The 14,004-nt window shown below is 61.8% G+C and carries 21 protein-coding genes and 1 pseudogene; 18 read left to right on the top strand and 4 right to left on the bottom strand.

The window, feature by feature from the left end; translation table 11 throughout:
* Positions 1-2: 2 nt before the first annotated feature.
* From DIE15_RS08455 to DIE15_RS08520, 15 genes are all read left to right on the top strand, one after another.
* Positions 3-791 (top strand): phage baseplate protein, encoded by a 789-nt coding sequence (locus tag DIE15_RS08455; protein ID WP_124832945.1) that lies wholly within the window; start codon positions 3-5, stop codon positions 789-791.
* Entirely contained in the window at positions 788-1,120 is a 333-nt protein-coding gene (locus tag DIE15_RS08460) for a phage baseplate plug protein (protein WP_260428218.1), read from the top strand. The genes DIE15_RS08455 and DIE15_RS08460 overlap by 4 nt, the downstream gene beginning before the upstream one ends.
* Positions 1,121-1,349: 229 nt before the next feature.
* Positions 1,350-1,502 (top strand): hypothetical protein, encoded by a 153-nt coding sequence (locus tag DIE15_RS36935; protein ID WP_185734411.1) that lies wholly within the window; start codon positions 1,350-1,352, stop codon positions 1,500-1,502.
* A 4-nt stretch (positions 1,503-1,506) separates the two neighbouring features.
* Positions 1,507-2,394 (top strand): phage protein, encoded by an 888-nt coding sequence (locus DIE15_RS08465; RefSeq protein ID WP_124832946.1) that lies wholly within the window; start codon positions 1,507-1,509, stop codon positions 2,392-2,394.
* Positions 2,381-3,082, top strand: coding sequence for a Gp138 family membrane-puncturing spike protein (locus tag DIE15_RS08470; RefSeq protein WP_124832947.1), 702 nt, complete (start codon positions 2,381-2,383; stop codon positions 3,080-3,082). Before DIE15_RS08465 ends, DIE15_RS08470 begins: the two co-directional genes overlap by 14 nt.
* A complete protein-coding gene (locus DIE15_RS08475; RefSeq protein ID WP_124832948.1) occupies positions 3,079-3,438 on the top strand; it encodes a hypothetical protein in 360 nt (119 codons plus the stop codon). The genes DIE15_RS08470 and DIE15_RS08475 overlap by 4 nt, the downstream gene beginning before the upstream one ends.
* Positions 3,439-3,481: 43 nt before the next feature.
* On the top strand, positions 3,482-4,627 hold the full coding sequence (locus tag DIE15_RS08480; RefSeq protein ID WP_124832949.1) for a baseplate J/gp47 family protein: 1,146 nt from the start codon (positions 3,482-3,484) through the stop codon (positions 4,625-4,627).
* Positions 4,624-5,277 carry a DUF2612 domain-containing protein gene (locus DIE15_RS08485; RefSeq protein WP_124832950.1) on the top strand — a complete coding sequence of 218 codons (654 nt, stop codon included), beginning with the start codon at positions 4,624-4,626 and terminating at the stop codon, positions 5,275-5,277. Before DIE15_RS08480 ends, DIE15_RS08485 begins: the two co-directional genes overlap by 4 nt.
* Positions 5,274-6,392, top strand: a complete 1,119-nt coding sequence (locus DIE15_RS08490; RefSeq protein WP_124832951.1) for a hypothetical protein — start codon at positions 5,274-5,276, stop codon at positions 6,390-6,392. Before DIE15_RS08485 ends, DIE15_RS08490 begins: the two co-directional genes overlap by 4 nt.
* Before the next feature lie 9 nt (positions 6,393-6,401).
* Positions 6,402-6,821: a phage tail assembly chaperone gene (locus tag DIE15_RS08495; RefSeq protein WP_124832952.1), complete on the top strand. Its 420-nt coding sequence runs from the start codon at positions 6,402-6,404 to the stop codon at positions 6,819-6,821.
* A gap of 58 nt (positions 6,822-6,879) precedes the next feature.
* Positions 6,880-7,143 (top strand): hypothetical protein, encoded by a 264-nt coding sequence (locus DIE15_RS08500; RefSeq protein WP_260428219.1) that lies wholly within the window; start codon positions 6,880-6,882, stop codon positions 7,141-7,143.
* Between the two features lies 1 nt (position 7,144).
* A complete protein-coding gene (locus DIE15_RS08505; RefSeq protein WP_124832953.1) occupies positions 7,145-7,693 on the top strand; it encodes a discoidin domain-containing protein in 549 nt (182 codons plus the stop codon).
* 119 nt (positions 7,694-7,812) lie between these two features.
* Entirely contained in the window at positions 7,813-8,193 is a 381-nt protein-coding gene (locus tag DIE15_RS08510) for a M15 family metallopeptidase (protein WP_124832954.1), read from the top strand.
* 10 nt (positions 8,194-8,203) lie between these two features.
* Positions 8,204-8,512 (top strand): holin, encoded by a 309-nt coding sequence (locus tag DIE15_RS08515; protein ID WP_124832955.1) that lies wholly within the window; start codon positions 8,204-8,206, stop codon positions 8,510-8,512.
* The gene (locus DIE15_RS08520; RefSeq protein WP_124832956.1) at positions 8,502-8,972 is read left to right on the top strand and encodes a DUF2514 family protein; all 471 of its coding nucleotides are present in this window, start codon (positions 8,502-8,504) and stop codon (positions 8,970-8,972) included. Before DIE15_RS08515 ends, DIE15_RS08520 begins: the two co-directional genes overlap by 11 nt.
* On the opposite strand, the gene DIE15_RS08525 is transcribed toward DIE15_RS08520, so the two are convergent.
* Entirely contained in the window at positions 8,942-9,268 is a 327-nt protein-coding gene (locus tag DIE15_RS08525) for a hypothetical protein (protein WP_124832957.1), read from the bottom strand. The two genes, DIE15_RS08520 and DIE15_RS08525, sit on opposite strands and share 31 nt — an antisense overlap.
* An 81-nt stretch (positions 9,269-9,349) precedes the next feature.
* Here DIE15_RS08525 and DIE15_RS37580 point away from each other — a divergent pair, with 81 nt between their 5' ends.
* Both DIE15_RS37580 and DIE15_RS08535 read left to right on the top strand, forming a co-directional pair.
* Positions 9,350-9,922 (top strand): hypothetical protein, encoded by a 573-nt coding sequence (locus DIE15_RS37580; protein ID WP_260428220.1) that lies wholly within the window; start codon positions 9,350-9,352, stop codon positions 9,920-9,922.
* Positions 9,870-10,919 (top strand): ParA family protein, encoded by a 1,050-nt coding sequence (locus DIE15_RS08535; protein ID WP_124832958.1) that lies wholly within the window; start codon positions 9,870-9,872, stop codon positions 10,917-10,919. Before DIE15_RS37580 ends, DIE15_RS08535 begins: the two co-directional genes overlap by 53 nt.
* Before the next feature lie 123 nt (positions 10,920-11,042).
* On the opposite strand, the gene DIE15_RS38025 is transcribed toward DIE15_RS08535, so the two are convergent.
* Complete coding sequence (locus DIE15_RS38025; RefSeq protein WP_124832959.1) at positions 11,043-11,516, bottom strand: patatin-like phospholipase family protein; 474 nt, start codon at positions 11,514-11,516, stop codon at positions 11,043-11,045.
* An 89-nt stretch (positions 11,517-11,605) separates the two neighbouring features.
* On the opposite strand from DIE15_RS38025, the pseudogene DIE15_RS08545 reads away from it, so the two are divergent.
* Positions 11,606-11,854: pseudogene (locus tag DIE15_RS08545) on the top strand (SOS response-associated peptidase family protein); the annotation flags it as partial.
* A gap of 46 nt (positions 11,855-11,900) precedes the next feature.
* On the opposite strand, the gene DIE15_RS08550 reads toward DIE15_RS08545, so the two are convergent.
* Complete coding sequence (locus DIE15_RS08550; protein WP_260428221.1) at positions 11,901-12,308, bottom strand: hypothetical protein; 408 nt, start codon at positions 12,306-12,308, stop codon at positions 11,901-11,903.
* A gap of 47 nt (positions 12,309-12,355) precedes the next feature.
* Positions 12,356-13,996: a recombinase family protein gene (locus DIE15_RS08555; protein WP_124832960.1), complete on the bottom strand. Its 1,641-nt coding sequence runs from the start codon at positions 13,994-13,996 to the stop codon at positions 12,356-12,358.
* Positions 13,997-14,004: the final 8 nt, after the last annotated feature.

Below are 14,004 nucleotides of genomic sequence, written 5' to 3' on the forward strand. Positions count from 1 at the left end.
GGATGGCAGCAGCAACGCAAATCCTACGTACGGCTATCGGCACGATCACGCTCGACGTGGTGAAGGATGAAACGCACACCAGCGATCTGGAGATCACCGAGAACCCGGTCGAATCGGGCGCCGAGATTGCCGACCACGCGTTCCTGAAACCGAGCGAGGTAGTCATTTCTGGGACCGTTGTCGCGTACGAGCCGCCGGTCGAATCGTCGCTGCTGGCGAGCATCGTGAATATCCGCAGCGTGAGCGACTTCCTCGACGTGATCGGCACGCCGACCTCGTTCGAGGCGTTCACCGCGGACACGCTCGCGCGCGCGCAGCGCGAGCTGACGTCATTCGTCAGTACGTCTGCGAACGCGGTGGTCGGGATGATCGCTCCGCGCGCGCTGGCGCCGTGGCTGCCGGATTTCTCGGCGTGGATCGCCGGCGACGAAAGCCAGAGCGAGAACCGGATCGCGCAGATCCACGACGCGCTGCTCGCGCTGCAGAAGTCGGGCTCGCCGGTCGAGGTTCAAACCATGTCGAAGCTGTACCAGGACATGCTCATGAAGACCGTCTCGCTGCAGCAGTCGAGCATCCACAGCGCGGTGTTGACGGTCACGTGTCGGCGCATCTTCGTTGTCGAGACGAAGAAAGCCGGCGGCTTGTCGGTGGCGAGCGGCGCGAAGAAAGCCGGCCGTGCCGGCAAGCAGAGTGCCGGCGCGACGCAGAAAGGGAACGTGCAGGGCACCGGCGCAGCAGGCAAACGCTCCGCTGTCCGGAAGGTGCTCGATTACGTAACGGGAGCAACATGATTCGACTACCGATCGACTCGACGCCGCTGCAGGAGATGTCGGTGGACCCTGGTGACGGCTCGCTGCTGGATCTGACGATTCGCTACAACACCATCGGCGACCACTGGGAGCTCGACGTGCGCGAACGCGACAACGACGCGGCTGTCGTCGAGGCGGTGCCGCTCGTGCTGGGGCTGCCGATTCTCTGGCGCGACTCGGTGGCGTTCTTCTTCTGGCTGGAAGACCTGAGCGGCGTCGGCATCGATCCCATAGGCGGCAACGATTTCGGTGAGCGGTTCGCGCTGTATGTCGGGATGAAGGCTGAGGTAAGTGGCGCGGCGCCACCGTAGGAAAAGCAGTAACGAAACCCCTCGAAAAGTGTGCTACGCGAGGGTTTCCGGTGAATCGGCTCGCGCCGGCCCGTATCAGGAAAACCGTAAGGAAGCACCCCAATTTTCGGCCGTACGCTTTCGGGAACCGCCCCGGAGCTGCGCCGTAGAAAAGCGAAAGCCCCGGACTGTGTGCGCAGCCGGGGCTTTCTTGCATCAACCCTCTGAGACAGGCAGAAGGCAGAGCCAAATGAAGTTTACGAAGATGAATGTGACTGGTCAACTTGATGCGCGCGGTGCAGCGCGCTTCGCGGCGCGGGTCGGTGCCGCGTACATCATTGCCGCTGTTGCGGGCGCGTTCGGCGGATTGGTTGCGCTGATCTGGGCTGTTCGATGGTGGTGAAGATATGGGAATCCAATTCGGGCGCCGCTGGCGTCTCGAGCTCGGCAACCGATCCGAGTCGATCGCAATCGACGACCTGCGCATCGCGTTCGATATCACGAAGAGCCTCGACGAGAGGCCCAACCCGGGCCGGATCTCGGTCTACAACCTGAACCGCGACAACCTGAATCGCATCCTGTCGCGCGGGTTCGATCTCGCGCGGCTATCGGTCGGCTACAACGAGCTGCGGCTGCTGTACCAGGGCGACATCCTGAAGCCGCGGCCGCGCCGCGACAAGGCCGACTGGATTCTCGACTTCGAATGCGGCGACGGCAGTGTCGACTACCGCACTGCGCGCGTCTGGACGACGCTCAGCGCCGGCGCGACGGATGCGGACGTGCTGGCCGAGGCTACGAAGGCGATGACGCGCACGCGCGCGGGCGTGGCCGATCTGACGAACGCGCGTGCGCTGCCGCGCGGGAAGGTGCTGATGGGGAACGCACGCGACGTTGTGGGCGTTGTCGCGCGCAACAGCGGCGCGGACTGGTCGGTGCAGGACGGTGAGCTGATTGTGCTGCCCGCTAACAAGGTGCTGCCGGGCGAGGGCGTCGTGCTGTCGCAGGACACCGGCATGATCGGCAGCCCGCGCGCGACCGACAACGGCCTTGAGGTCGACTGCCTGCTGAACCCGGCTATACGCGCCGGCGGGCTCGTGCGTGTCGAATCGATCCTCGACTACTTCAACGGCGACTACAAGGTCGTCACCGCGAAGTATCTGGGCGATACGCACACGCCGGACTGGTTCTGCAAACTGGTCGTGCGCGGGGGGAAGTTTCAGAAGGTCGAAAAGCCGAAGGCCAGCAAGGGCAAGACGAAGAGAGCGAACGAGGAAGGTGACGATGGGAACGTTTGACGAGGACATGCCGTCACCGGAGCTCGCGCAGGCGAACTCGCTGCGCGGGGAGTTGCTGAAGGTGCGGACGGCCTTTCCGGGCGTCGTCGTGTCGTTCGACGGGGACGCGCGCACGGCTGTCGTACGCGCGGCGATCGACGCGCAGCTGGCCGACGGAAGCGGCGCCGAGCTGCCGCTCTTGGTCGACGTGCCCGTGTCGTTCCCAACGGGCGGCGGGTTCGTGTTCGAGTGGCCGCTGAAGGACGGTGACGAGGGGCAGGTGATCATCAACGACCGCTGCATCGACGGCTGGTTTGCGTCGGGCCGCAACGGGCCGCCGCTCGACCTGCGCATGCATGACCTGTCGGACGCTTCCTTCATTCCAGGGATTCGCTCGCTGCCGAACGTGCCGGGCGGCTTCGACATGGGGGCGCTCGTGATCCGTCAGATCGACGGGCCGGCGCGCTTCCGGATGGACGACGACGGCAACATCGAACTCGACGGCGCGCTGTTCCGCGTGAAGTGTCCGGTGATCTTCGAGCAGTTGTTGACGTACCAGGCTGGCATGGTCGGCGAGGGCGGCGGGCGCGGCACGCAGATCAAGGGCGATATCGACCACAGCGGCGGCACGATCAAATCGAACGGCGTCACGGTCGACAAGCACCGCCATCCGGTGCTCGGTAACGAAACGGGAGATCCAGAAGGATGAGGGTTCGACGACTTGACGCCAATGGCGACTGGACCTTCGGGCGCGGCCGCGCCGATTACGCGGATCTGTCCGAATCGGTCGCGCAGCGCGTCACGACGCGGCTGCGTTCTTTCCGCGGCGACTGGTTTCTGGATCTCGACCACGGCATCGCGTGGATCGAACGCATGGAGCGCGGGAACGAGCGCGACCGCCTCGAAAGCGACATCAAGCGCCAGATCCTCGGCACCGAGGGCGTAGCGCAAATTCTTGCGTTCGACACGTCGATTGACGTGAAGACGCGCCGCATGACCGTCGCCGTGACGATCCGCGATATCCACGGAGGCGAGGCTGATATCGAGGTGCCGGTCGGCATCTGACGTCGCAGCGCGGCATCCTCACATCACGCAGGCAGGAGCATCAATGGGGCAACTCACACCGCAGGGCTACGTGGCCGAGCGGCTCGACGCCATTCTGACGCGTATGGAGGCTGGTCTCCGTCGCATCTACGGCGAGGATATCGACCTAAGCCCGGACAGCCCGGACGCCCAGGCTATCGGGCTATTTGCTCAAGGCTTGGCCGATATAAACGAGCTCGGCGCTGCGATCTATCGGGCGCTCGATCCGGACTATGCGGGCGGAAAGTGGCTGGAGCAGCGCGTCGCGTACGCGGGGCTAAAGAAACGCGGCGCGCGGTACAGCCGCATGTCGAGCGTGATCCTGCTCGGCACGCCGCACCGGACCATTCCGGCCGGCGCCGTCGTGTCGGATCCGCAGCGCGTGCGCTGGCAGCTGATCCGCGACGTCGTGCTGAATGCCGCAGGCGCAGGGCGCGGAGACTTCCAGAGCGAGGAACGCGGTGCGTTCACGAACCCGATCGGCACGACGCTGAAGATCGAAACGATCGTGAGCGGTTGGGATTCGGCAACGACGTTCACGGCGACGGAGGCAGGCGCGCCCGAGGAGCTCGATGGAGAGCTGCGCGCTCGCTTCGCTCGATCGCGCGCGCGGCCGGCCCAGAACTCGGCCGAGACGATCGAGGCGAAGCTCGACGAGCTAGACGATGTGCGCGAGGTGATCTGCCTCGAGAACTGGACCGACGCGACGGACGCCAACGGCGTGCCACCCCGAAGCATCAACGTGATCGTCGACGGCGGCGACGACGCGACCATCGCGCAGATCATCTTCGACAACAAAACGTCGGGCACGGGCATGCGCGGTGACGTCGAATACTTCGTGCGGGATAGAAAGGGCCGCCAACGGAAGATTCTGTTCGATCGCCCGAGGATTCGAGACTGCGCCGCGTATTTGCAGTTGAAGCGCGACCGCGGACAGCAGGCTATCGACGAGGACGCGATCAAGAAGGCGCTGGCCGGGTACCGCTACAGCATCGGTCAGGACGTTGCCCTGTCGCGCCTCTACACGCCCGTGAACACGGTGCCGGGCTTCACGATCGAGACGTTCAATATCGGCTTCGTGGACGGCGTAATGCTCCCGGAAAACCTCACCATCGGGCCGCGCGAACGTGCGCGCTTCTTGCCCGAGAACATCGAGATCATTCCGCTATGAGTTACGACCGCCTGCTGATCTGGCAGTACAAGGGCAAGCCGCGCGCCGTCGCGCACGCGAAGCTGATCGACGACGAGATCCGCCGCGCGTGGGAGGGCATCGCGGTGCTTCCGGAAGCGCTCGATATCGACACGGCGCGCCGCGCGAACCTCGACCTTGTCGGGAAGCATGTCGGCCAGGCACGAGTGCTCACCGACATCGTGCCGCGCGACTACTTCGGCTTCTACGGAGAGGGCGGCGGCGCGTTCCGCGTTCAGCGCGCCGGCGGGTCGAAGTTCTACCGGCTCGGCGACCCGCTGAACGATTCCGTCGAGCTGGATGACGACGATTACCGCTTCCTGATCCGCTGCCGCATCGCGAAGAACTTCATGGTCGGCACGATCCCGGAAATGATGGATGCGCTCGACTTCATCTTCGACGGGCACGCGGACGTGTCGGACAACTACGACATGTCGATCTCGATCGTCATCGGTGTGTCCGCGCTGTCCGACTTCCTGATTTACGCGGTTCGAAACCTTGACGTGCTACCGCGACCGGCGGGCGTTGGCGTGTCGTTCTATTTCACCATCACCGAGCACCCGTTCGGCTTCGCCGGTTCGCCCGGCACGTACGGGTTCGGTGAGGGAGCTTTTGCGAGGATTCTGCGATGACGATTTTCGAACGTCCGGACGAGGACGTGTTTGCAGGCGGCGCGCGACCGGGCGAAGTCGACGACTTCCCAAACGTCGCACGCGGCTGGGGTGTCGCGCTCGATCAGACCGGCGGGAAGCCGCCAATGGAGTGGTTCAACTGGCTCGGGCGGCGCGTCGACCGCGCGATCCGTTACTTCATGCAGCGCGGCGTTGCGCAGTGGTCAGCGACCGAGACCTATCCGGAAGGCGCCATCGTGCAGCACAACGGGATCATGTACCGCGCTGACGTTGAGAACGAGGGACGTGCGCCTGACGGGTCGCCGGGACACTGGGGCGCGCCGTGGGCGCCGACCGTGGCCGAGAACGATTCGTCTCAGCGAGTGGTGAACACCGAACTGCTGGCGAAGAGGCTCGCGAAGTACGTGACCGCAGGCGACCTCGGCTCCTATGCGACGCAGAAGTGGGTGAAGGAATACGCGGTCTACGGCGATTCCGCGCGCTACATGCTCACGACGAACCCCGACAAAAACGCGGCGTGGTTGACCGTTGGCACGAACAATATCGGCCGGATCTGGACCGACATGAGCTTCAACCCCGACACGAAGGTCGACCGTGGGGGTGGCCCGATCACGGGCCGCGTGACGATTGGGAGGGACGGATGGCAAGCCGACATCGCGTTGCAGAACCGCCGGCCGGGCCAGGCAGCAAGCACGTTCCTGCGCGCGCGCGATGGCGGAGGCCTTGAGATCATCAACTCTGCCTACAACGGCGTGCCCTTCGCGACTGACGACTACGGCAATGTCTTCCTGCGCGGGCAGTTGATCCTCCAACCGGACGGGAACCTGAACCTCACATGGCGTGGTCGACCACTGAGCGTTGAGATCGATGACCTGTGGGGAAACATCAACGGCAAGGCGACCTGGGACGCCATGAACGGCAAGGCCAATGCCGGCGCGCGCGTACAGGTGGATTCCGGAGTATCGGAGTTTGACTACGTGGGGTCGGTCAGTAGCGTCATTCACGGCCAGATCGATCTACCAGCTCCGTGGGTGGTGACCGGCCTCCGGGTCAATGCGAGCACGAGCTCAGTTACGGCGATCTGGCAGCGTGGTGTTGTTCTCCGCAATCAATAAGGAAAACAGATGGAATTCAGAAAATACACCCACGACCATATGGTGCTCGCGCTGAGGCGCATGTATCCGGATCTCGATTCGGGGCGCGACTACCGCACGGCCCACCCGGTCGCAAGAAATGGTGGGCAATGCGGCGATCCGTATATCGCCTACTGGGCAAGCGAGTCGGTGCTGCAGCCGGACGACGCCGAGGTGCATGCATTCTTCAAGGACAACGAGGAAGCCATTCGTGCCGAGCACGTTCGGATCTTCCGCGATATGGCACTGCGGAACACCGACAACAAGACGGTAGCGCCCCCGGATGCCCCGGAAGAGGTGCAGGAGCAAGTCGCGAAGTGGGTGGCGTACCGCGACGAGCTGCGGAAGATTCCTGAGCAGGAAGGTTTTCCGTTTGAAATTCAGTGGCCGAAGGCGCCCGACGAGGTGTGACTGGTACTTCGTATTGCCGACGGCCGCCCGAGAGGCGGCTTTATTTTTTGGAGCGCTTATGGCAGTCGTAGCAACCGACCGGCACCCCGCGGGGCGCACGAGCGTCGACAGCATTACCGACCTGTGGAAGGTCGTACCCTCCGACGACGACGACATGAAATTCGTCTCGCGGGTGCTCGTTGTGACAGTCGCCGGCGACTTCCGCGTGGTGATGGCGGCCGGCACCGAGGTGACCGTGCCGCTCAAGGAAGGCTGGCATCCAATGCGGGTGCGGCGCGTATTCGCGACAGGCACGACCGGGCAGTGCTTGGCGGGAGATTAACGTGATCGGCGTGAACGTGATGTTGGTTGAGCAGACCATCGCGGGGCGCGTGGTCGAGCAGCCGCCGGATCGCTTCTGCACGGCGCGATACTGGCGGATTTACATGCCGGTCCCGAACCCGGTAACGCCGCAAGAGTACTTGTCAATTGGTCGTGTATGGATGTACCGGCAGGGACGGAGGCTGTCGTATGACGAGGCCAGGACTTCTGAAAGCTCTGCATACAACGGGCGCACCGCTGCGCTGACGTTTCGAAACACTCCGATGAGCGAGTGGTTGGGGGTAGCGGATGCATGGACCAGCTCCATTGCTAACCCAGTGAACCAGTGGATCGAGGTGGACTTCGGCACGCCCCGCGATGTCGATGAAGTGGCGTTGGTGCCCCTGACGTTTCGCAAGGGTAGCCGTAATCCACAGACCTACGCGATCCAGTGCTCGAGCGACGGACAGGCGTGGACGAACGTGTACTTCGCCAGCAGTCTTGACTGGACCGACGGTCAGCCCAAACGCGTGCGGATCCCGGCGAGCTCGCGTCGCTGGCCGACGCACTGATCGATCCACCGACCACGCCGCGCCTGGGCATAAATCTGCGCGCAATCACCACGACCGCCTTCGGGCGGTTTTTTCGTTTACGGCCGCCGAGTGCGGCCGCCTTCTGTAGAGGTGTCGTAATGGAAGCATCCCGTTTCAAGTTCAGCCGGCGCAGCGAGGCGAATCTCGTCGGCGTGAAAGAGCAGCTCGTGAAAGTGGTCCGGCGCGCGCTGGAACTGTCGTCGGTGGACTTCGGCGTGATCGAAGGGCTGCGAACACAGGCGCGCCAGCGCGAGCTGGTCGCCGCGAAGAAAAGCCAAACGATGAACAGTCGTCACCTGACTGGCGATGCGGTGGACGTCATGGCCTACGTGAGTGGCTCCGGCACGTGGGAGTGGAAGTACTACGAGGACATTGCTCGCGCGTTCAAGCAGGCGGCCGGTGAACTGGGCATTCCCATCGTGTGGGGCGGTGACTGGAAGACGCTGAAGGACGGCGTGCACTTCGAACTCGCGCGTTGATGGAGGGGATATGCAGTTGAACGTACACGAAAAAGAATTCCTGACGCTGGTGGTGCTCGGCGCGGTGATCGGGTTGGGGAAGCTGCTCGTCGGCGGTGAGCGGCTGACCGTGCGCATCCTGCTCGGCCGAATGATCATCGGGGCCGGGTTGTCGTCGAGCGCCGGCGCGATCCTGATCATGTTCAAGGAACTGGAGCCGACGGCGCTGATCGGCGTCGCGTCGGCTATCGGCATCCTCGGACAGTCTGTTCTCGAGGCAGCGGCGCAGCGCTTCATCGGCCGCACGCCGGCGCAACCGGAAAACGGCAATGGACAGTAAGTTCCTCGCGGCCGCCGTCGTAGCTGTCGCCGTCGGCGCGGCCGGCGGCTACATCAAAGGGCATCGTGACGCCGACCAATCGTCCACGGTGGAAACGCAGGCGAAGCGCATCCAGGATCTTGTCGCCGAGCGCGACGAGAGCGACCGGATCGCTCGCCAACAACAGGAGAATGCTGTAGATGCTTCGAAACTACGTGATCAGGCGCGCGCTGCCGCTGATGCTGCCGCTTCTGCTGCTGACCGCCTGCGCAAACAAGTCGCCGGGCTCGTCGCACGGGCTCACCATCCCTCCGCTGCGCCCGGAGGCCCGACAACCGGTGACGCCCTCGATCTGCTTGCCGACGTGCTCGGCAGCATTGACGACCGCGCGGGAGAGCTGGCGGAATACGCTGACCGCGCCCGCATCGCCGGCCAGCAGTGCGAGCGTGACTACGGCGCCTTGATGGCGGCGGCGCGCTGAGCTCGCAACTCGGCGCGCTTCGTCAACCACTCGACGATGCGGCCGTGCCGCGCGACCGCTTCGTGGTAGCCATACGTGTCGACAGTTCGATATAGCGATCCAGGCTCGAACACGTAGTGGACAAAGTACGGCTGCTCGGGCGGATCCTGATCTCGGGTGGTCCCCAGGAATATCGTCCACACGCGCGTGTTCGCCGCGACCGTTGTGTCGGCGATGTTGCTGTTCGACTGACAGTACGTCGGAAGGTCGACCTCTACCGGCTCGTGCTGGTCGTTGAGGATGAAATAGTGCTGCATGGCACTGAGCCAAATACTGCATGGATATACAGTATATCGAGCGATAAGATAGTCCCGTCAAGAACGAAAATAGGGGCGGCAATGTGCACAAACTACCGCGCGCCTGGCGAAGAATCCGGGCTCAGCGAGCTGAGGATCGACAGTTTCGTCGACCTGTACCGCTGGACGCCGTGGAAGCCCGAGATCTACCAGGACTATGACGCGCCGATCGTGGCCAGCATCGACGGGCAGTTCACGCCGCTGATTGCCGGCTTCGGTTTCTGGCCGCGGGCGCTGCAGAAGGCCAATGCCGAGACGGCGAAGGAGCAGGGCCGCAAGCCACCGATCATGCGCAGCACGATGAACGTGCGCGACGACAACCTCGGGAAGTCGCCGTTGTACGCGCCGGCGTGGCCCGGGTCCGTATCGCAGCCCGGGCGCCGAGTCGCGAGCGCATTTTTACGACTCAACCGCACATCTGCACATCCCCCTCACTCCATCAGCTCAACCGCGCCTTCCAATCGAAACCACGCTTTTTCGTTTAAACCACACATTTCTCACTTACCCGCACCTCACCGTGGTATCCTCGCGTCAACACATCTCAACGCACGGAGGCGCAGCCATGGAAAGCGGGTTGGAGAAAATTATTTTCAATCACGAGAATTCGCTGGCTGATAACCAGCATCCTGTAGCGAAGTTTAGTTACAGGAGCTACTGCGTAAGCAATTTGCGCGGAGGGATCGGCAAATCCACTTTGAGCTTCAACCTCGCGTACCTTATGGCGCTGAATAAAAGCACTCTAGTTGCCGATCTATGTGCGCAAGGCAATCTCACCGACAGCCTCAATAACTCGAAAGACGAACTGGCTGTGAATATTTATGATGCAATTCAGCCTCGACTTCTTGGTCCCGCATTTGGCGATATACCAGACGACATATCGTATCTTATCAGCGGCAAAAACGATGAATTCAAGGGAATAAAGGCTTCATATTTTATTCCGAGCAGCCCAGGGCTATTCGCATTCGCCAGTTCGCTTTATCAACAACTTCAACTTGCCTCAACGCAGCCAGTAAACTCAGAGCAAAAAGTAAGAAACATCTTATACACCATCAAGGCAACTCTCGACAAAGAATCTGACCTCAAAAAATGTGATCTTCAGTTAATAGATTGCAGCCCGTTCTATACCGGAGCTACGCACCTTGCGTGGTGTGCTAGCGATGCGTTGATTATACCCGTACGCGTCGATGAGCATTCGATTAAGTCCCTTGAATTAACGCTTGACATGCTCGGAAACCCGGCCAGCGACTTCAACCAATGGTTGAAACGGGGCGGAGATTTGAAGCCTCCCAAGGTAGTGGCTATCGTAATGACAATGGTTGGCGCACGCAGCAATGTGAAAAAAACGAAAGACCGAGCATCTTTATCTTTCATCGAGCGAGCATATTCTGTCGCAAGTCGCTACGCTCACCTGTTCGACAAGAACCCGGAAGATTCATTTGCCATTACCGATGACTTCACCTCATCCGGCAGAATTAGCGGGGCATTGGGTATTCCCATTCCAAAGCTTCAGATCGGAAGGAGCTACACGATTGAGCCGAAAAAACGACTTGAAGTGTACGATGCGAACAAAAAATATCGTCGAGAGCTTGAGTATCTGATGTCACTTCTGTAGTTGATTTATTGACATTTTTCGATAATTTTTGAAATAGAAGGGTATCCACTTCATAGTCAAAGTGGATATCCTAGCCATTACGCGACTCGACACCATGCCAACGGGGATTCGTCGTAAGTCGCCCTACTTCGCCGCCAGCAACGCATCTTCTACCGCCCGATAGCCGTAGTCGTAGAGCCGCTGGCGCGTTGCGGCCGCCATGTTGCGATCGAACGAGCTGGCGAAGCCGGTCAGCACGTCGACGATCGTCGCGTCGGCCAGCCGGTCTGCAGCGATCCGCGCCGTCTCGTTCGACGCGAGCATCAGGTCTATGATGCGCGGCGCGAGCGTGCGCAGGCCGCAATTGACCGGCGGCAGATCAGCGTCGTCGGAGCGCAGAAACACGCCGAGCCGTGGCACGCTGTCGACGACCAGATTGCTCACCGGCATGTTGTCGGTCGTGCCGCCGTCGACGAGCAGCGCGCCGGCTGCCGCCACCGGCGCGAACACCAGCGGAATCGACGCGCTCGCGCGCGTGGCCAGCGCGATCGGCACATCCGGCGTGCGCTCCCCCGAGAACTGGAATTCCCGCCTGGTGAGCAGGTCCGATGCGATCACCGTTCGACTCCGCGCTGCGCGAATGTGCGGCCGTCAGTGGCCTCGGTCAGGAGCGCCAGCAGGCGATCGCCCGAGCAGAGTGCCTCGTCGTCACGGGCATCTGGCGGACACTCCAACGCCCGGACGGCACCGAGCAGCACACCATGGCTATGATCACGGTGAATGGCGACGAGCACCCGATCATGAAGCACATGCACCGGCCCGGAGACGAGAAGCGCTCGGTTGTGATCCTGCGGCCGGAAGACTGGGAGGAATGGCTGACGACGCCGAATGTCGAGGCCGCGCGTGCGATGCTGCAGCTTTATCCGGCCGACGAAATGTCGGCCGAATCCAAGTGATAAACAGTATCTGCCCGTGTTTACCCTTGGTTATAATATTCTTTTCTTATTTCTTCGGGCTGGAGACGATGTCTCCAGTTGTCGCAAGTGCGGTGGACTGAGCCGACGAAAAGAGCTTATCAAAATGGTTGAGAAACGTCTCTGTCAAATGGCCGTGGTAGTAGCCATAGGCAACCCTCGAAACTCCCTCATTCTCTTTTGATTTCACGATGTTGAAGGTCAAATTCTTTCCCTCTTCGATCGACGGTCTGAACCAGGCCTCATACTTCCACTCCTTTGCCTTATGGGTGAAGGCGCCGTCTTTTTCTTCCCAAGTTGTAATTTTCCCCTCTTGTTCATCTTGAGAAATTTTTTTCTTAAAGCTGGCGAGAAGGCCGCTAGGATCGCTTGTATAAAAATAAATCGCCATCGCTGTAAACCCCGTCGTGTGTTTGTCGAAAATCTTCTTCTGCATGAAGCAGATTTTCAAGAGTAAGCGATTTTTTTGATGGAGACTATAGATTAATCTATCAACATTTTATTGACATCGATTTCTTCTGCGGCGCGCCACTCTCCCGTTTTGCGATCGACGTGGAGCATGCGTATGGTGCCGCGTTTCGCGACGAGAACAACGCCGATGGTCCCGTCGTCTGCGTCGGGCCGGAAGCCGGATTGGTAAATCACGATCCGCGAGAATGTATCCGCGACAAGCTGGCGGGCCAGCATGCGGGCGTCGTAGTCGAGATGCTCGACGCCGTGCACCAGTTCCCGCCACGCATCTGCGGCGGCTGGCGTGACGTTCGCCGCCGACGCGGCGAGATGATGCTCGAACGAGTCGACGTCACGGCGTTCGATCAAGAGCCGGCTTTCCAGCTCACGGAGGCGGCGTAGCACGGCGGCAGGCGCGTCGCCGTCGTCCACCAGCAAGGCGTCAGTGACGCGCTGGACCTGCGCTTCGAGCTCGGCGACGCGCTGCCGCGCGCTTGCCAGCTGCGCGCTCAGCGCCGCAGTTCCGCCATCGCCCTCGAGCAGGCGCGTCAAATTCATCTGGTCTGAGCAATACAGCATCAGCGCCCGCTCGACCGGCACAACGCTGCAGCTGCCGCTGACTTTGCAACCGGCGCCGGTGCTATACGTGACGCAGTGCAGCCGGCGGTGACCCGGAGCGGGGCGTCCGTCCGCCATACGTTTGCGACTCATGAGGTTTTGCGCCACGATTGCCGCGCCGCAGTATCCGCAGTGGGTGATACCGAGCCCGGTTACAACGCCGGGAATCTCGCCCTTGCCCTTGCGCCGGCCGCGTTGCTCCGCGAGATAGCGCAGGTCGGCAAACTCCTCGGCGGAGAGCAGGGCCGGGTAGTACCCCTCGAGGCGGTACGTCTCACCGTCGAGCTCTACGGACTTTTCACCGACGAGCATTCGGTTTGCGAGAATCTTGTAGATGTGCGACGCAGCCATGCGGCCGCTCTCGGTCACTGCGAGTCCGCGCTCGCTCAGCTCGCGAATCGTCCGAACGGCGCCGTGCCCCTGTTTGAACATTTCGACGACCAGGCGGACTGCCGCAGCGCGCTCCGGTATCAGTTCAAACCGGCCGCCTTCGCCTTCCCGGACCCACTGCGGATCCTTCCCGACCCGGATCGGCGCGCGCCACGTGCCGGCGATCCAGCCCTGACACTGCCGGCGGATCGCCGCCTTCACGCGCTTGCTTTTCGTGTCTGATTCCTCGTGCGCGCGAATCATGACCAACAGGCTGTATACGAGATCCATCGGCTGCGCCTTGAGGCGCTCGCGGTTGTACTCCCGGCCGTCGCTGGCGGTCACGACGGTGATGCCGGCGTTTACGATTTGTGCGAGCTGCGACTGTGCCTGTAGCGGCTCAGCCCGGCTCAATCGGTCCAGACCCTCAACGATCAGCACGGAGCCGTCCGGTACCTGACTATCCTCGATGGCGCGTAGGAAAACGCCGAGCGCGCCTTGTCGGACGTGGCGCTGATGGTAGGCCGACAGCCCCTCATCCCGAAGTGATAGGGACGCATCCAGTTCCATCCCGTGGTCGGCGGCCCAACGAGCGGCATACTCGAGCTGGCGGTCTATGCTGCCGCCGGCCGCTTGTTTTGGGTCGCTGAACCGTAAATAGCTGTAAACTCTCGCTTTTGCTGCCACGCCCCACA

The sequence above is a fragment of the Burkholderia sp. Bp9031 genome (assembly GCF_003857965.1).
GTDB lineage: Bacteria > Pseudomonadota > Gammaproteobacteria > Burkholderiales > Burkholderiaceae > Burkholderia > Burkholderia ambifaria_A.